Annotated in this window: 21 protein-coding genes; 12 read left to right on the plus strand and 9 right to left on the minus strand. The window is 55.8% G+C overall.

Annotation, left to right across the window (positions count from 1 at the left end; translation table 11 throughout):
- Positions 1-125 precede the first annotated feature (125 nt).
- From Q0835_RS15465 to Q0835_RS15480, 4 genes are all read left to right on the plus strand, one after another.
- On the plus strand, positions 126-1,145 hold the full coding sequence (locus Q0835_RS15465) for a ribonuclease T (RefSeq protein ID WP_298962696.1): 1,020 nt from the start codon (positions 126-128) through the stop codon (positions 1,143-1,145).
- A gap of 113 nt (positions 1,146-1,258) precedes the next feature.
- Positions 1,259-2,359 carry a redox-regulated ATPase YchF gene (ychF, locus tag Q0835_RS15470; protein ID WP_298962700.1) on the plus strand — a complete coding sequence of 367 codons (1,101 nt, stop codon included), beginning with the start codon at positions 1,259-1,261 and terminating at the stop codon, positions 2,357-2,359.
- 106 nt (positions 2,360-2,465) lie between these two features.
- Entirely contained in the window at positions 2,466-3,731 is a 1,266-nt protein-coding gene (locus Q0835_RS15475; RefSeq protein WP_298962703.1) for an MFS transporter, read from the plus strand.
- Between the two features lie 142 nt (positions 3,732-3,873).
- Positions 3,874-4,557 (plus strand): fumarylacetoacetate hydrolase family protein, encoded by a 684-nt coding sequence (locus Q0835_RS15480; protein ID WP_298962706.1) that lies wholly within the window; start codon positions 3,874-3,876, stop codon positions 4,555-4,557.
- A 63-nt stretch (positions 4,558-4,620) separates the two neighbouring features.
- Here Q0835_RS15480 and Q0835_RS15485 read toward each other — a convergent pair whose 3' ends face one another.
- Complete coding sequence (locus tag Q0835_RS15485) at positions 4,621-4,788, minus strand: hypothetical protein (RefSeq protein ID WP_298812520.1); 168 nt, start codon at positions 4,786-4,788, stop codon at positions 4,621-4,623.
- 652 nt (positions 4,789-5,440) lie between these two features.
- Between Q0835_RS15485 and Q0835_RS15490 the strand changes: the two genes are divergently transcribed.
- Positions 5,441-5,629: a hypothetical protein gene (locus tag Q0835_RS15490; RefSeq protein ID WP_298812522.1), complete on the plus strand. Its 189-nt coding sequence runs from the start codon at positions 5,441-5,443 to the stop codon at positions 5,627-5,629.
- A gap of 161 nt (positions 5,630-5,790) precedes the next feature.
- Here the strand turns inward: Q0835_RS15490 and Q0835_RS15495 are convergent, their stop codons facing one another.
- Entirely contained in the window at positions 5,791-7,125 is a 1,335-nt protein-coding gene (locus Q0835_RS15495; protein WP_298962709.1) for an ATP-binding protein, read from the minus strand.
- A gap of 36 nt (positions 7,126-7,161) precedes the next feature.
- Entirely contained in the window at positions 7,162-7,839 is a 678-nt protein-coding gene (locus Q0835_RS15500) for a response regulator transcription factor (protein ID WP_298962712.1), read from the minus strand.
- Between the two features lie 205 nt (positions 7,840-8,044).
- Between Q0835_RS15500 and Q0835_RS15505 the strand changes: the two genes are divergently transcribed.
- The 7 genes from Q0835_RS15505 (at position 8,045) to Q0835_RS15535 (ending at position 13,090) form a co-directional block, all read left to right on the plus strand.
- Positions 8,045-8,398, plus strand: coding sequence for a PepSY domain-containing protein (locus Q0835_RS15505; RefSeq protein WP_298812527.1), 354 nt, complete (start codon positions 8,045-8,047; stop codon positions 8,396-8,398).
- 77 nt (positions 8,399-8,475) lie between these two features.
- Positions 8,476-8,697 (plus strand): hypothetical protein, encoded by a 222-nt coding sequence (locus tag Q0835_RS15510; RefSeq protein WP_298962715.1) that lies wholly within the window; start codon positions 8,476-8,478, stop codon positions 8,695-8,697.
- A gap of 197 nt (positions 8,698-8,894) precedes the next feature.
- Positions 8,895-10,670, plus strand: coding sequence for an SLC13 family permease (locus Q0835_RS15515; protein WP_298962716.1), 1,776 nt, complete (start codon positions 8,895-8,897; stop codon positions 10,668-10,670).
- A 51-nt stretch (positions 10,671-10,721) separates the two neighbouring features.
- Positions 10,722-11,621, plus strand: coding sequence for an NAD(P)-dependent oxidoreductase (locus Q0835_RS15520; protein WP_298962718.1), 900 nt, complete (start codon positions 10,722-10,724; stop codon positions 11,619-11,621).
- A gap of 104 nt (positions 11,622-11,725) precedes the next feature.
- Complete coding sequence (locus tag Q0835_RS15525) at positions 11,726-12,088, plus strand: hypothetical protein (RefSeq protein WP_298962719.1); 363 nt, start codon at positions 11,726-11,728, stop codon at positions 12,086-12,088.
- A gap of 73 nt (positions 12,089-12,161) precedes the next feature.
- Positions 12,162-12,617: a MaoC family dehydratase gene (locus tag Q0835_RS15530; RefSeq protein WP_298962721.1), complete on the plus strand. Its 456-nt coding sequence runs from the start codon at positions 12,162-12,164 to the stop codon at positions 12,615-12,617.
- Positions 12,617-13,090: a MaoC family dehydratase gene (locus Q0835_RS15535; protein ID WP_298812541.1), complete on the plus strand. Its 474-nt coding sequence runs from the start codon at positions 12,617-12,619 to the stop codon at positions 13,088-13,090. Before Q0835_RS15530 ends, Q0835_RS15535 begins: the two co-directional genes overlap by 1 nt.
- Positions 13,091-13,143: 53 nt before the next feature.
- On the opposite strand, the gene Q0835_RS15540 is transcribed toward Q0835_RS15535, so the two are convergent.
- The 6 genes from Q0835_RS15540 to Q0835_RS15565 form a co-directional block, all read right to left on the minus strand.
- Entirely contained in the window at positions 13,144-13,623 is a 480-nt protein-coding gene (locus Q0835_RS15540) for a GNAT family N-acetyltransferase (protein WP_298812544.1), read from the minus strand.
- Between the two features lie 14 nt (positions 13,624-13,637).
- Positions 13,638-14,300 (minus strand): 5,6-dimethylbenzimidazole synthase, encoded by a 663-nt coding sequence (bluB, locus tag Q0835_RS15545; RefSeq protein ID WP_298962724.1) that lies wholly within the window; start codon positions 14,298-14,300, stop codon positions 13,638-13,640.
- A 6-nt stretch (positions 14,301-14,306) separates the two neighbouring features.
- Positions 14,307-14,855 (minus strand): adenine phosphoribosyltransferase, encoded by a 549-nt coding sequence (locus Q0835_RS15550; protein ID WP_298962727.1) that lies wholly within the window; start codon positions 14,853-14,855, stop codon positions 14,307-14,309.
- Positions 14,856-14,959: 104 nt separating this feature from the next.
- The gene (locus tag Q0835_RS15555; protein WP_298962729.1) at positions 14,960-15,841 is read right to left on the minus strand and encodes an S-methyl-5'-thioadenosine phosphorylase; all 882 of its coding nucleotides are present in this window, start codon (positions 15,839-15,841) and stop codon (positions 14,960-14,962) included.
- A 71-nt stretch (positions 15,842-15,912) separates the two neighbouring features.
- Positions 15,913-16,404, minus strand: coding sequence for a heme-binding protein (locus Q0835_RS15560; RefSeq protein WP_298962732.1), 492 nt, complete (start codon positions 16,402-16,404; stop codon positions 15,913-15,915).
- 68 nt (positions 16,405-16,472) lie between these two features.
- Positions 16,473-17,312: a cytochrome c1 gene (locus Q0835_RS15565; RefSeq protein WP_298812558.1), complete on the minus strand. Its 840-nt coding sequence runs from the start codon at positions 17,310-17,312 to the stop codon at positions 16,473-16,475.
- Positions 17,313-17,324: the final 12 nt, after the last annotated feature.

Below are 17,324 nucleotides of genomic sequence, written 5' to 3' on the forward strand. Positions count from 1 at the left end.
CAAACAGGATCCGTGCCCACGTCATAAGAACGACACGGTGACACCGCAAGATTTAGACCTTTCCCCGGGACGAAACTGCGCGTATTTGCTCGCTATGTCCGTCCAGTGTTTCTGGGAGGTAGGCAATGCGTTTACTAACAGTTCTGATCGCAGGCAGCTTTATGGTGACGACACCGGCAGCTGCATTCAAGAAGCTGGATGGCTATTTCATCGCCTTCGAGACCTGCGAGGCCTACCACAGCAAAAACAGGCTGACCAATCCGGGAGACATCACCACATCGCCAAGTGTGGCCTATAAGATGCTCGGACTGAACAAGGAAGGCGGAGACTATTTCCAGGTTCAGATGGACGACGCACCCGTATCAAACGCCAGGTGGGTTAGCACGGACTGCGGCGTTCACGTGGTCGAGGCCGACACCCGGACGCGTGGCACCGGATCAGACGGTTCGAATGATGTCATCGAACAGGAGGGCACGGAATCCGTCGACAACCTTCTGACGCTTTCCTGGCAGCCTGCATATTGTGAAATCCGTCCCGGCAAGAAGGAATGCCGCGACCTGAACGATGGCCTCCTTCCTCACACGACTCGTCAACTTTCCATCCACGGCCTGTGGCCACAGCCAAAGGACAACATTTACTGCGGGGTGCCGGCCACCATCATAGACCTGGACAAGCCCGACACCTGGGACCGTCTTCCGGCCCCGGCAATCGACACCGAAACCGCTGATGCCTTGCGGGCTGCCATGCCGGGATATGCCAGTTTCCTGCACCATCATGAATGGATAAAACACGGCACCTGTTTCCTGGGCGAAGATGGCGCGGATGAATATTACGACGACACGCTGTACCTGACGGAACTCGTCAACCAATCCGCTGTCGGAGACTTGTTCTTCAACAACGTCGGTGCCGAAATCACTGGTGCCGAAATCCGTGCCGCTTTTGACGCTTCGTTTGGACAAGGCACAGGAGACAGGGTCCTGATCAAGTGTACCAACGACGGCAGCCGGACCTTGATCAACGAGATCTGGCTCGGCATGAAAGGCAAGATAACTCGGGAGAGCGACCTGGGTGAGCTGATGCTGGCTGCGGACACCGTTGCAATGGGCTGCAGTCGCGGCACCGTCGACATGACGGGTCTGCAATAACATACAGGTACACGCTTCCTTTTCCGCACCGAGCGCTCAAAGTCTTGACCTGCCGCCAAGGCTCGGGCATGTAGCCCGGCAACAGTTTCAGACCAAACCGAAAGCGAACTCCCATGGGTTTCCAGTGCGGCATTGTCGGACTGCCGAATGTCGGCAAGTCCACGCTCTTCAACGCGCTCACGAAAACAGCCGCGGCCCAGGCCGCCAACTATCCCTTCTGCACCATTGAGCCGAATACGGGTGAAGTTGCCGTTCCCGACCCGCGCCTCTATGCGATCCGAGAAATAGCGGAGTCAAAAGAGGTCATACCGACCCGTATTACCTTCGTCGACATTGCCGGTCTTGTGCGTGGAGCTTCAAAGGGCGAAGGACTTGGCAACCAGTTTCTGGCCAATATCCGCGAAGTCGATGCAATCGCGCATGTACTGCGTTGTTTCGAAGACGATGACATCACCCATGTCGACGGTGCGATTGATCCGCTTGCAGATGCTGAAACGGTGGAAACCGAGCTCATGGTCGCGGATATGGAAAGTCTTGAGCGCCGCATAGCGCCTTTGAAGAAAAAGGCGACAGGCGGCGACAAGGAATCAAAAATCGTTTTGCCGATCATGGAGGCAGCCCTTGTCTTGTTGCAGGACGGCAAACCGGCTCGCATGCTGGAAACTGCCGACGCTGAAGAAGCCCGGCTCTTGAAGGGACTGAACCTTCTGACCTCAAAGCCAGTTCTTTATGTCTGCAACGTTGATGAAGCTTCAGCAGCAACAGGGAACGCGTTTACCGAAAAGGTCATGGCGAGAGCCAAGGAAGAAGGCGCTGTCGCCGTGGTGATATCAGCGGCAATCGAAGCTGAAATTTCCCAACTCGACAATGAGGAGCAGGACGAGTTTCTGGAAACCATCGGGCTTGAAGAACCTGGCCTCGATCGCATGATCCGTGCAGGCTACGACCTGCTCGGTCTGATCACCTATTTTACCGCCGGCCCCAAGGAAACCCGCGCCTGGACAATAACGGAAGGCACAAAGGCCCCCGGCGCTGCCGGTGTCATTCATACGGATTTTGAACGCGGCTTCATTCGCGCCCAAACAATTGCCTATGATGACTATGTGTCTCTCGGCGGTGAAAACCCTGCCAAGGAGGCCGGCAAGGCACGGGATGAAGGCAAGGAGTATATCGTCAAGGATGGCGATGTACTGCTCTTCAAGTTCAACACCTGAGGGTGCCGCGATCGGTTGAAACGGGCGCTTTGGCCTCGGAAACCTAAGATAAACACTGTTGCCTTATGCTCCTCCTAAATCAAAGGCCGGAGCAGGGGGCTGCAGGGTGGCGACAAATGAATTGAGAACCCGCAAGATTGTTGCGGGCACCGTCGGTAATACCCTGGAATGGTATGACTTTGCGGTTTATGGCTATTTGGCCCCGATTATCGCACAACAGTTCTTTCCAAGTAACAGCCCGACCGTCAGCCTGATCAGCACATTTGGCGTGTTTGCGGCGGGATTTCTGATGCGCCCGATCGGCAGCCTGCTGCTCGGGCACATCGCTGACAAGCTGGGCCGCAGCAAAGCGCTTTTGCTCTCCGTTACACTCATGGCTATCCCGACAACACTGATCGCCTTTCTGCCAACTTACGAACAGATCGGGATCGCCGCACCGGTCATTCTAACGCTGTTGAGGCTTCTGCAGGGTTTATCGGTTGGCGGTGAATATACAGGCTCATCGGTTTATCTTTACGAAATCTCACCTCAGTCGAAGCGCTGCTTCATCGTCTCTTGGGCCCTTGTCGGGGCGACCTTCGGCGTGTTGCTGGGATCAGGGGTTGCCGCTCTGGCCACAAGCTTGATCCCGACGGATGATCTCAGTATTTGGGGCTGGCGGATTCCCTTCGCCTTCGGACTGCTCGTCGGACTGACCGGCTTCCTGATCCGCAGTGGCAACAAGTCAGATGATACCGATATGCCCCCCTCGCCTCACAACCCTGTCAACGTTCCGGTCAGTGAGGTTTTGCGCAACCACAGACCCGCGTTGTTGCGCACCATTGCCTGCAACATCCTGAACGGTGTGGGATTTTACCTGACCTTCGTCTATCTGACGTCCTATCTGGTCACTTACGTGAAGTTTTCCGAAAGTCAGGCTCTGACAATCAACACCAGCGTCATGATCGTTTTCATGTTCCTGGTTCCGGTCCTTGGATACCTTGCAGACAAGTTCAATCGCAGATGGCTGATGCTGATCGGATCTGGCGGCATCACGATCTTCGGTCTGCCCCTGTTCTGGCTGATCCATCATCATGACACCTACCTGGTGGTGCTGGGACAACTCGGTCTTGCCGTCATTCTGGCAAGTTTCTTTGCACCGCTCATGGCCACGATGATTTCCCAGTTTCCGCGTTCCGTCCGCGTCACGGGATATTCGCTGGGTTACAACATTCCCCTGGCCATTTTCGGCGGCACCGCGCCACTTGTTGCAACCTTCCTGATCGAAAGATCACACCTGCAGATCGCACCCGCATTCTACTTGGTTGCAGCCGGCATTTTGACTTTCATAGTGGTGTGGCACATGCCGGACACGGTACAAGACGACGATTGATCCGTAATACGGACAGTTGCATACCTGGACGAAAGCAATCAGACGCCGGTAACAAACAGGTCGACGTCGCAGGGGCTGCTCGACAGCTGACATACGATGCGGCAAAAAGCACGGTAATCACCAATCTGGAGACCTTCGCCCCATGCAAACGGTGTTTCCCGCTCCGCAGCCGTCCATATTGCCCATTTGCGATAGCAAGCTTGGGTTTCCAGTCCGCAGGGTCTATTGCGTGGGCCGCAACTACGCAGCGCACGCGGTTGAGATGGGGCATGATCCTGACAAGGAACCGCCGTTCTTTTTCCAGAAAAACCCGGATGATCTCGACCCCTCCGGAACGTTTCCTTATCCCTCGCTCAGCCAGGATGTTCATCACGAGGTGGAACTGGGGGTGATGCTGAAATCGGGTCACGGAAGCATAAAGCCCGAAAACGCACTTCAACACGTCTATGGATATGCGGTGGCCCTCGATATGACCCGGCGGGATTTGCAAGGCGCTGCCAAGGAAGCCGGTCGTCCATGGGAAGCCGGAAAGGCTTTTGAACGATCAGCCCCTGTCGGCAGGGTCGTACCGGCTGCCGATTGCGGTTTTCTGAGAAGTGGCAAGATTTCTCTCGCAGTCAATGGTGGCATTCGCCAAGATGGTGATCTCAACCAGATGATCTGGAAAGTCCCCGAAATCATTGCAAAACTGTCCGACCTTTTCCAGCTGGGCGCTGGAGACGTCATCTTGACGGGAACACCTGCAGGTGTCGGGCCGGTGTCCAAAGGTGACGTGCTCCTGGCGACCATAGAAGGGTTGCCCGAACTGACGGTCGAGATTGGCTAGCAGTCTGGCATGCCGGTATGCCAACTCATCTGCAAGCAGGATGTCAGTGTTTTGGTCTTCCGTTCAGCTGCGATCCAGACCGAGCATCAACAACGGATTGGGACCTTTGTGGTTTCGCCACTTGTCGCTGTTCTCAGGTCGGCGCAGGCGCGCAACCCAATTCGTTCTGGGTGCGCCATACTTCTTCAACAAATTGTCTACTTCATAAAAACGATTGTTCTCGCGGGTCATTTTCCTTCCCTTTCCATTGCACGGCTTTCGCCGTTTCCTACCTGGAATATGGGAAGGAAAATTCGCGGTTCCATTGTCGTGAGATTAACGTTTCGTCATGTTTGAAGCGCACGATCAGGATGAAGCCAATCCCCTGCCCCGTGCCGGATTCGGTTCACATCATCGAGTGGGGCGTCATGCGTTCCGATCACAAGTGTCTGGATTGACAATCCTGCCTTGGTCAGCACCCGGAGATGCACCAGACAAAGCATGATTCATAGCTCGATCACGGACTGACTGGCAGACAACCTCAATCGCGAGTGCTGACTTCCAAACACAGCCTCAGTGCCGTCACGCAATCCCTCAAGCAAAAATCCAACATGAGGAAGCCAGGCTTCACACCCGACTTTCAGAGTGATCGCGCGAAGCACGCCATTGATACAGTACGGCACCCAGTTGCCTTTTCTGCGCCCAGGCAACGCTCCTCATGGAGCGTCATGCACCGGACTATATGCTGCTTCATTCCAGCTCTGCGGACACTATCGGACATACATTTGGTGGTGGCAGCAAGGAATACCGCCGCCAGATCTGACGTATTGACAATGCACTCTCGCGCGCCATCCCGATTTGGCGAAAGCTCGGCTACGATGTCATTGTCACTGCCGATCATGGCATGACTGAAGACGGTTGGCACGGTGGCACCACGTCCATAGCCACCAACGTCCCGTTATACCTCTTCTCGAATGCCCTGGCCCCGGAAGAAGAACAGGTGCATTCCCAACTCGGGATCGCCGCGTCGATCCTCGCATTGACCGGCATTGCTCCCTCGAACGGCATGGGGGATGCACTCCTGATACCGTAATCCACGCCGTGACGGATCCGCAATCCATCAGGCAATCAAGCAGAATGCAAATTGACCGAAACTGGCTTGTCAGCAAGGTTCCAAGGCCGGATTAGACAATACCCGCCGCCCTTGTTCAGAGACAGGTAGGTATCCTCCGGCTGAAAAACGTGAGTTTGGGGTCAGGGAAACCGGATTTCTATTCTCAATCCCTTTCGTTCAGGATCATCTCGTCGGCTGGGGGACATTGAAAGCTCTGCCCCATGCAGGTTGGCGATGGTTTTCACCAGCGCCAGGCCAAGACCGGCACCGGGCGTCGTTCGGCTTTCCTCGAGCCGGTACATCGGCTCCAGCACGCGGTCATACAAATGCTCTGGTATACCGGGACCGGTATCTGCAAGGACAAGGCTTTTGCCCTGCGCGGCAAGTGTAAGTTGCGCGCCCTCTGCCGTGTGTTTCAGACTGTTCTCGATCAGATTGGCAACGGCTTGAAGGATCAAGCGCCGGTCTCCTGAAATGCTCTCCGTTTCTTCGACAACAAGGTCGAATCTCCGCCCGCTGTCCTCGATGACAGCCTGATAAATGTCAGCCGTTTCCTCGGCAAGCACGGCCGGACTGAGGGTCTCGAACCTTTGCCGGTGTTCACCCGACTCCAGTTTGGCGATACGCAGCAGCGCCTCAAAAAGATCAATGATCTCATCTGTCTGTTCCAACGCCATGCCGATCGCATCTTCATCGGCCGACGCGGTTTCAATCATTTCCAGTTGCCCGCGCAGTCGGGTCAGGGGTGTCTTGAGGTCATGTGCAATGTTCGCCGTCAGGTTCCGTGTCTGCCTCAACAGAATTTCCAGCTGAGATGTCGTCTGATCGATTGATCGCGACAGACGAACGAAGTCGTCACTGCCGGATCCCGGTTCGATCCGTGCCGTCAGGTCTCCCGCGGCCACCTTGTCGAGCACTCCCGAGATGGCGGACAGACGCCGTTGTGCCCGCCAACCCAGGAGGCCTCCGATCATCAGCACGGCGACGAGCGTCAGAGCGCCCGATACAGCGAATATATTGATCAGGACCTCCAGATAGTCGTCGCGATCATCAAGGTTCGTCCCGACAGCAAGAGTGCCGCCGGCTGCGCGTGCGATGTAAACCCTCCAGATGCCGTCGAGATCCTCTCCAACAACCTTTCGGCCAAGTTTGACGGTCTTCAGTCCCGGTCTGTCCCCAGTGAGCTTTGCCAAGGCGCCAAACGTTGCTCCACCAGTTCCTTGAAAGGCGACAAACCGGTCTTCCGTCTCATAAAAGAGAGCATCATCTGGACCGTTTACAGCAATTCTGCCGGCAACATCGGCCAAGCGGGTTTCCAGTTCGGCGTCTATGCGGGCATTGATCTCTCTGTCGATGAATAGGATCGACACGAACCCTGCAAAAACGACAATAACGAGGAAGACAAGCGTAAGCTGCACTGTCTGACGCAGAACCGACATTTGCAGCAAGGCTCGTATCTGAGTGAGCAGATTCAAGGGCTGAGGCTCCAGCCAAAAACCCGATTTTCCGGATCACACTTCGAAGACATAGCCAGCACCTCGCTTTGTCCGGATCAGTGTTCCCTCGAACGGTTTTTCGATCTTTGCACGCAATCGACTGATATGCGTTTCAACAACACTGCTGGTCGGGTCGAAGTTGATATCCCACACTCGTTCAAGAAGCATCGCCCGGGTCAGCACCCGGCCCTCGCTGCGCATGAACACTTCGAGAAGGCGGAATTCCTTCGCATTGAGATCGATTTTCTGGCCCTGTCGCTCGCAGGTCTGTTTCAGGAGATCCAGCTCAACGTCGCCGGACTTGAGTTTCACCGGCTCGGCATCCGAAACAGCAGACCGGCGACGGCCAAGTGCTGCAATTCGCGCCAGCAGCTCGCTTGAGGCGAATGGCTTGGTTAGATAATCGTCCGCGCCCGCTTCAAGGCCTTCGACCCTATCTTCAACTGCCTCCATGGCTGTCAGGAACAAGACAGGCGTGGTGTTTCGGGAGGCGCGAATGGCCTTTAGAACCGACAACCCGTCAATACCTGGCGTCATCCGGTCGAGCACAATGACATCAAAATCTCCGGTCGCAGCACTTGCCAGGGCTTCTCTTCCATCTGCAACCCAGTCGACCACGTGACCGGCCTCGCTGAGGCTGGAATGCACCCACTTGCCGATGCCGCTATCATCTTCCAGAAGCAAAATGCGCATCTTAAGTTCAACGTCCTCAGCCTTTGACGGTCCTCATGCCGTCTCTCCCCTCAAGGCGTACAACGTTCGATCCCGATGAGGAAATCGAATTTCGCTTCTTTACAAAAATGTATATTTCACGCCAGAGGCAGGCAAACTCCACCGCTTATCTCTTGGACATCGGAGGGCAACGAAGCCGTCGGAGAAAACCCAAGAGGACGATGACATGAAATCCACCGCCAAGATTATCGCAGCCAGCCTGATCGCAGTCGGACTGACAGGCACTTCGCTTGCCATTGCAGCTCAGAAAAATGCTTCAGACGCGCCGCTTCATTCCGACCTTTCAATCGCGCAGGTCTCTGAAATCGCACTTGCTGCACAGCCAGGCACAATTGAGGAAATCTCACTGGAAAACGAAGACGGCAAAGCAGTCTTTGAAGTCGAAATCAAAACCGAAGCAGATGAAGTGGAGGTGCTGATCGATGCCGCCTCAGGTGAAGTGCTTTCGGTGGAAAAAGACAAAGACCACGCATGGTTCGGAGGCAAGGGCAAAGAGGCCGATGGTCAAAACAAAGGTTGACCCGAACCTCAAATGGAGTGGCGGGTCCCGGCCCGCTGCTCATTCCTAACCCCGCAAGACTAATTTTGGAGACTGTTATGAAAACCATGAATTCCTACCTTGAAACCGGCAAGACTGCACTTCGGCGCTGCGGCGCAGCCCTTGCCGGGATAGTGGGCCTCGTTGCTGGCGGCCTTCTGGTTTCCGCTTTTGCCACGCTGGGGCTGGCGATCATCGGCATCGGAGCCGTTGCCATGTCGATCCTGCTTGCCGCCAGTGCTCTTGCGCCCGAAGAGGACAAGAAGGTGACAACAACCTGACCTAGCGTGTTGAAGTCACACCGCGCCCTGCCCGGTCACAGCACCGGGCGCGCGTCAAACTTGTCCCCTTCAAAAGCATAAGAAGAAACCGGCTGCCGAGGGATTGAAATCCAATTGCAGGCCTTTTTCTGGCGAATCTCGGCAATTCGTCCTAAAACCGGTTGTAGCGAATTGGGGCCGCATCCACCGGAGCTTATGTGACATTCGATCAGACCGCCCTCTTTGTGTTGTTCGGTGCCGTTTTTGTCCTGCTTGTCTGGGGCCGCATCCGGTTCGACCTCATTGCCTTTGCGGCACTCATTCTGGGCGCGCTGCTCGGTCTTGTTCCGTCAGGTGAAATCTTTACCGGCTTCGGTCATCCTGCCGTCATCATCATTGCACTTGTACTGATTGTGTCCCGCGGGCTGATGAATTCCGGTGCCGTCGAACTTATTGCTGGCCATCTCCTGTCAGCCTCGCGAAGCCTTTCCGGCCATATCGGCCTGATGTCCGTTGTCGGTGCAGGGCTTTCAGGGATTATCAACAATGTGGCCGCGCTTGCTCTGTTAATGCCGTTGGATCTTGAAGCTGCCCGTAAGGGCGAACGGTCACCGGGCCTGACCTTGATGCCCTTGTCTTTCGCAACCATCCTCGGCGGCATGATTACCTTGATCGGTACGCCTCCAAATATTGTCATAGCCGAATACCGCTCCGACGCACTCGGCCAACCGTTTGCGATGTTCGATTTCGCTCCGGTCGGACTGGTTGTTGCCGTAACCGGGATTGCCTTTGTTGCTCTTTTTGGCTGGCGCCTGCTTCCGGCCCATTTTCGAAAGCCGCCCAAGCAGGAAGGATTTGCTGAAAGTCTCTATTCAGCGGAACTCAAAGTCGGAAAAATCCCTGATGACAAACCGCTTAACGTCGGCGATCTCTACCCCGTTGCCGATGACAAAGACGTGGTCATCATTGGGCTGATCCGCAACGGCAGACGCGTCAGGGGATTTGCCCGCCGCGAGCCGATCAAATCCGGAGACTTCCTGGTGGTGGAAGGCGACCCAAAGGCCATCGAGGCATTCATGGGCGCTGCGAAACTCGAATTCGCGGGCTCCGAACGGCACAAAGGCGGCCTGAGCGGCAGCGCCCTGTCGTTGCTTGAAGCCATCGTGCCCGACAACGCGCGCATCATCGGCCGATCAGCCTTCGACATGCGCCTGCTCTACGGTCAAAGCGTCACGCTCCTTGGCATATCCCGTCAGGGACGCCGCATCCAGAAGCGGGTGCGTCACGAGATCATCCGGCCGGGAGATGTCCTTCTCATGCTCGGCACCGAAGACCGGCTCGATCATGCCAGCAGCTGGTTGGGCGTCCTGCCTCTGGAAGGACGCAAGACCGGTATGATCCAACGCAACAAGGCCTGGCTTGCCATCGCGGGCTTTGTTCTGGCCATTACGGCAGCCGTTGCCGGTCTTGCCTATTTGCCCGTCGCGCTGGCGGCATGTGTCGTTCTTTATTCTGCAACCGGGCTCATCAGCGGTTCAGAGGTCTATTCCGCCGTCGAATGGAAAGTCATTGTGCTGCTTGGCTCGTTGATCCCGCTCGGACAAGCCTTTGAAAATGCAGGCAACGCCCAGCTGATTGCCGATGGCATCGTAGCCCTGACCGCGGGAGCTCCGGCCTGGATCACACTTGCCGTGCTGATGATCGTGACCATGACGCTGTCGGATTTCCTGAACAATGTTGCCACCTGTCTGATTGCGGCTCCGATATCCGTTCAGATCGCAGGCAGTTTGGGTGTCAACTCGGACCCCTTTCTGATGGCGGTCGCAGTGGCTGCATCCTGCGCCTTCCTGACGCCGATCGGCCACAAGAACAACACCATCATCATGGGGCCGGGTGGCTATCGCTTTGGCGATTACTGGCGCATCGGCCTGCCTTTGGAGCTGCTGGTGCTGGTCGTTTCTATACCGGCAATCCTGGTTTTCTGGCCTCTCTGATCTGTCTCGACACTCACCAGTGTCGACCTTCTGAAACTGGACCTTCTTCATATGAGTACACCAAAACGAATTTTGTTCACTGGCGGTTCCGGCAAAGCGGGAAAACATGTCATTCCCTATCTGCTTGATCAGGGGCACAGGGTTGTAAATGTCGATCTGACGCCTCTTGATCACCCAGGCGTCGACAATCTGACGGCCGATATCACCTCCTCAGGCGAGATGTTCAATGTCATGACGAGCTACGCCAATTTCGATGAGCTGGAACCCGGCAACGGTGTCCCGGCCTTCGATGCCGTCGTGCATTTTGCCGCTGTACCACGCATCCTGATCCATCCGGACAACAAGACTTTCGCTGTCAATGCCGTTGGCACCTACAATGTCATCGAGGCAGCGGTAAAACTCGGCATCAGGAAAATCGTGATCGCGTCGTCGGAAACGACCTATGGCGTCTGCTTTGCCGATGGCGTTGTCGATCCGAAAACCCTTCCCGTCGAAGAGGACTATGATGTCGATCCAATGGACAGCTACGGCCTATCCAAGGTCGTCAACGAGCAAACGGCTCGTGCGTTCCAGCGTCGCTCCGGATACGACATTTATGCTCTGAGGATCGGCAATGTCATCGAGCCGCATGAATATGATCGTTTTCCGGATTTCTTCAAAGATCCGGCACAAAGACGGCGCAACATCTTCTGCTACATCGATGCGCGCGATCTCGGTCAGATTGTCGATCTGTGCCTGGAAAAGGATGGATTGGGGTATCAGGTCTTCAATGCGGGAAACGACTCCAACTCGGTCGATATTCCCAACTCGGAAATCCTGGAACGGTTTTTCCCGAGCGTTCCCCTGAGCCGCGATCTCGGCGACCACGAAGCGCTGTTTTCCAACCGCAAGATCCGGGACGTGCTTGGCTTCCAGGAAAACCACAATTGGAGGAAATACGTGAAAACCTGACCACGCCTTCAACCAGTGCTACCGGAAACCGGTTTACTTGCCGGGATCCGGTGGATAGCGTCTGATGGCGCCGGAAGGGGAATGGCTAACATGAAGGAACGCCGATGAATTTTCTGAAGATAGTGGCCTGCGCGAGCATGCTTTTTCTGACCGGGACAGCCGCCATGGCGCAAGGAACCGGCTCGGAAGGCTATTTCCAAGTATACAACAATACCGAGGGCAACATCGTTGTCGGTTTCTACACTGATGACGGCAGTGGCTGGAGCGACAACTGGCTATCGGATGCCCTTGGTCCGGGCAAGAACGTGCGTGCTGAGTTTTATGCTGACACGGGCAACTGCGAGCAGGTACTTCAGATCGGCTGGCTCGGGGACGATGACAGCGAAGTTCTGGACGAGCCGATTTCAATCGATATCTGTGAAGCCAGCAATGTCTATTTGGACGATAATGAAATTTATTTCGACTGAACCTGGTCCAGTCTGGCTTCAGGAAACCTGATACATCCTGGCCTGCTCGACCGAATGATTCCGGAAAACACCTATGTCGGATCTCCTTTATTTCGAGGATTTACAACCAGGTCAGGAGTTTGATCTCGGTTCGCTCACGGTCACTCGGGAAGAGATCATTGGCTTTGCTGAAGAATTCGACCCTCAGCCATTTCACCTGGAAGACGCTGCAGGAGAAGCTTCGCTGCTCGGCGGCTTGGCAGCTTCGGGCTGGCACACAGGGTCCTTGGTCATGCGGTTGTTGGCCGCGAACCTCCTCAACAGGACAAGTGGCAGGGGCTCTCCGGGCATTAGCAAATTGCAATGGAAACAACCGGTCTTTCCGGGTGATACGCTGACGGCCCGTGCCGAAATTCTGGAAACCAAGAACCTGCGCACCAAACCAGACCTCGGTATCGCAATTTTTCGGATTACAGCAACCAAGCAAAACGGCTCAAGAGTCATTCATTGGGAAAACCCGATCCTGTTCGCCAAGCGGGAGATCGCCTGATGACGAAACCCTTCGACGAAATCGAAATTGGTGAAACACTCGAGCTTGGGCAACACACCTTCACCCAAGATGAAATCATCCGTTTTGCAGAGCAATTCGACCCCCAACCGTTTCATTTGAGCGAAGAAGCAGCCGCTGCGACCCATTTCGGCCGTTTGTGCGCGTCCGGTTGGCACACCGCTTCAGTGTTCATGAAACTTTGGGTCGCGAGACACAAAGAGCTTGTGGCCGAAATGCTCGCCGATGGACAGACCCCTGCAAAGATGGGCCCGTCTCCAGGATTTGAGGATTTGAAATGGATAAAGCCGGTCTTTGTTGGCGACACGCTTCGCTACAAGCGGATCGTCACTGGCAAAACAGAAAGCCGCAGCCGACCGGAATGGGGCCTCGTTCACTCTGATATGCTAGCCGTCAATCAGGACGACAAACTGGTATTTTCGTTCAAGGGCACGGTTTTCGTCGAACGCCGATAGGCAACTACGCTTTCCTGAAACTGACGCGATCAGGTGCGCAGCAGGCGCCCACATCAAAGCGCGCGCGCAAACAGTACTTCGTCGTGGATTTCGATCCCGTAGTCGCCCCGCAGCGGAATACCCGGCTTCTGCTCGCGCTCCCGGTCAATCACACCCTGACCGATCCGCTCGAGCCGAAAACCCCGTCGCTGATAAAACCGGAATGCATCCAGATTGTCGTTGGATGTGCGCACGGTCAGGCGCAGCATGCCGATAGAGCGGGCCTCGGTTACCACTGCATCCAGCAACTGGCTTCCGACACCCCCCCAACGGTTGAGCGAGTCGAGCGTCAGGATTTCCCACTCGTCAGCACGCTTGATCAGGGTCACCATGCCGACAAGTTCTTCACCGTCGTATGCGACGTATCCCGGCAGTCGTGATGCATCGACCATTTCATTGTCGAGCATGATTTCAGGAGCCGTCCAGCGATCCATCAACAACTGACGGACGTCGGCGTGGTCACTCTCTTCGGTCGCACGAATAATCACAGGCATCTGAGATTCATCTCCTAACGGCGAAACAACCGTGTCTCCAACGGGCTGCGCGATTGCCATCGCACGCGCTCAAGTTCCGGATCAATGTGTTCTTCTTCCGGAAAACCGACGCATAGATAAGCCACGAGCCGCCAGCTGTCGTCAACCTGAAGAATTTTGGCGACGGTACCCGGATCAAGAATAGACACCCAACCCACGCCAACTCCTTCAGCCCGCGCCGCCAACCAAAAGGTGTGGATCATGCTGACCGTGGAATAGGCAAGTGTCTCCGGCATCGTCATGCGTCCAAGGCCATGCCCCTGTGCGGGGTCTTCGTCGCTGAAGATGGCCAGATGGACAGGCGCGTCTTTCAGCCCGGACAGCTTGAGCTGACGGTAGTGCACAGCCCTGTCTTCTTGGTAAGTTTTTGCCGCCGTTTCGTTTTCCGCCTCGAAACACGCAGTCACTTCCGACCGCTTCTCCGGGCTCTCAACGATCACGATTCGCCAGGGCTGACTGTTGCCGACAGAAGGCGCTAGGTCTGCCAAATGCAGCAGATGATCCAGCTGACCGGATGGCAACGGATCCCTTCGGAATCGGCGCACATCGCGCCGCCATTTCAGAAGCGTTTCGAAGTCCAGGCGGAACTTTTTCGAAAAGTCCGGTTTTGCCTCTTCGTCCACGGAACCTCCCGACATGGCAAGTCAGTGACCCGGAAATTCCACCAGGGTCCGGACCGGGACATTCATGGCTTCAAGTTTCTTGCGCCCACCCAGATCCGGCAGGTCCACGATGAAACAGGCTGCTTCGATATTGGCACCCATTGAGCGCAACAGCTTGCAGGCGGCTTCGGCAGTACCGCCGGTCGCGATCAGATCGTCGACGACAATCACACGATCACCTGCATTGATGGCATCTTTGTGCATTTCCATTTCGTCGAGGCCGTATTCCAGCGAGTAGGCGATGCGCACGGTCTCGTGCGGCAGCTTGCCCTTTTTGCGGATCGGAACAAAACCCGCAGAGAGTTGGTGTGCAACAGCACCGCCCAGAATAAAGCCACGGGCCTCGATGCCGGCAACCTGTTCGACCTTGGAGCCCGCCCAGGGTTGAACCAGAGCGTCAACGGCGCGCCGAAATGCCCGAGCATTCCCAAGAAGCGTCGTGATGTCGCGAAACAGAATTCCATCTGTCGGATAATCCTTGATCGTCCGGATCGCTCCGATCAGTTCATCCTGGATTGTCTGGTCGGTCATCTATTCACTTTCTTTCGCTGGCTGTTCCTCTCCGACCGGTGCTTATAACAAGATTGTCGAACCGGTCGAAGCAAATTCAGTTAGGTCAAAACGTGGATTTCCGTTCAGGACGGCCTGTTCAGAACGCGTCCGGCCACGGCATCGAGTTTGGCCACAAGTTCCGGGTCACGTTTTTCCGGCGCAGTCATGAAGGCAAACTCAAGCGCGGTGTCCGAGCCTGCGGGACAGGACTGATGTTGCCTCGGCAAATCCCGCGCGACGCGGGCAACCAGACGCTGCGCGTTTTCGGCATTGTCGTGCAACACCTTGATGATGGCTTGAATATCAACCTCGCCATGATCCGGGTGCCAACTGTCATAGTCGGTTACCATGGCAATGGTGGCGTAGCAGATCTCCGCTTCACGGGCCAATTTCGCTTCCGGCATATTGGTCATGCCAATTACGTCGCAGCCCCACGTCCGATAAAGGTGACTTTCTGCGAGCGACGAGAATTGCGGTCCTTCCATCGCCAGGTAAGTTCCGCCCTTTGCGTAAGCCAGGCTTTCTGCCTCCGCGGCCGCTGCAACAGCATCGACAAGTTTCGGACTGACGGGCGTTGCCATGGAAACATGCGCGACGCACCCCGTCCCGAAGAAACTCTTTTCCCGGGCAATTGTCCGATCGATGAACTGATCCACCAGAACAAAGGTTCCAGGTGCATGCTCATCCTTGAGAGAGCCGCATGCAGACACCGACAAGAGATCGGTTGCGCCGCAGCGCTTCATTACATCGATGTTGGCGCGGTAGTTGATGGTGGTTGGAGAATAGACATGGCCACGGCCGTGGCGCGGAAGGAATACGACCTTCAGGCCGTCAATGGATCCGATGCGAACCTGGTCAGAGGGCTCTCCCCATGGGCTTTCCACACTGATCCATTCCGAATTTTCTAGTCCCGGCAGATCGTAGATGCCGGATCCACCGATAATGCCCAAAACTGCGTCTGCCATGTCCGCTCCAAAAATGATCTAAGTTCTGCAAGCATTGTCCGAACAAGGCTCGGCCACCGCTTCGAGATGGGTTATTTCAACTGTTCTGCGATGGCGTCAAGACCAGCTTCAGCACATTTGGCCTCATTGTCACTTCCCTCCCCGCCGGCAACACCAATTCCGCCAAGCAGCTCTCCGGACTGGGAGACAATCGGCAGCCCGCCAGCAAGTGCAAGGACCCCGGAAAGCGTTCGAAGATCTTCGCGCGCCGCGTCCTGCGCCAGGGCATCAATTTCAGATGTCGGCAGATTGAACGTTGCTGCGGTCCAGGCCTTGCGGCGTGCAGCATCCGTCACATGGGCTCCACCCATGTTGCTTCTCAAGGTGACCTGCTCCAGGCCAAACCGGTCGACGACCGAAACACCCACTTGATGACCGGCTTCATTACACACCAGAACGGCTCGCAGCGCGGCTTTCATCGCCAATTGCATGTCGAGTACCGACACCCGGTGCGTTGCCGCCGACCCGGCCACAGCGCTCCAGGAGAGCAGAAGCGCTCCCAGTAGTAACAACAAGCGGTGCATAAACATTCCCCCAAAGAAAAAGCCGCCGGAAACCGGCGGCTTTCATCATGCATTGTGTAGGCAATCAATCAATGCTCAACATTGCGCCATAGTTTCTTCTTGGTGAAGTACAGCAGGCCAGCAAAGACGATCAGGAAGATCATGACGCGGAAGCCGATTTTCTTGCGATCTTCCAGATGAGGCTCAGCTGCCCACATCATGAACGCCGCAACGTCCTTCGCGTACTGGTCCACCGTCATCGGCGTGCCATCGGTATATTCCACGGCCTCTTCAAACAGAGGAGGAGCCATGGAGATAAATTCGCCAGCCAGGAACGAGTGGTTGTAGTACTGCCCGTCCGGAACTGCCACGCCTTCCGGAGCATCCACATAGCCTGTCAGCAGCGAGTAGATATAGTCCGGACCGTTTTCCTGGTACTGCGTGAAGATGTCAAAGACAAACCACGGGAAGCCGCGCTGTGCAGCGCGTGCTTTTGCGAGCAGCGAGAAATCCGGCGGGTAAGCGCCGTTATTGGCAGCACGTGCTGCCTGCTCGTTGGGGAATGGCGACGGGAACCGGTCGGCCAAAATGGCCGGACGGTCATACATGTCGCCGAAATCGTCTGGTCCGTCGACAACAGTGTATTCTGCTGCGACAGCCTTGGCCTGGTCTTCGGTAAAGCTCGGGCCACCATCTTCGGCCAGGTTGCGGAAAGCAACCAGTCTCAGGCCGTGGCAGGCAGAGCAGTTTTCACGATAGACCTTGAAACCGCGTTGCAGCTGGGCCCTGTCATAGAAACCGAAAGGGCCCGCAAAAGACCAGCTCTGATAGTCGATCTCGACATTGGCACCTGCGGCCATCGCAGGTGTCGCAATGGCAAGCGCTGCCACTGCTGCTAGGGAACGAACCATTTTGATCATGGTGCTCATTGTCTCAAATAA

The sequence above is a fragment of the uncultured Roseibium sp. genome (assembly GCF_947499295.1).
GTDB lineage: Bacteria > Pseudomonadota > Alphaproteobacteria > Rhizobiales > Stappiaceae > Roseibium.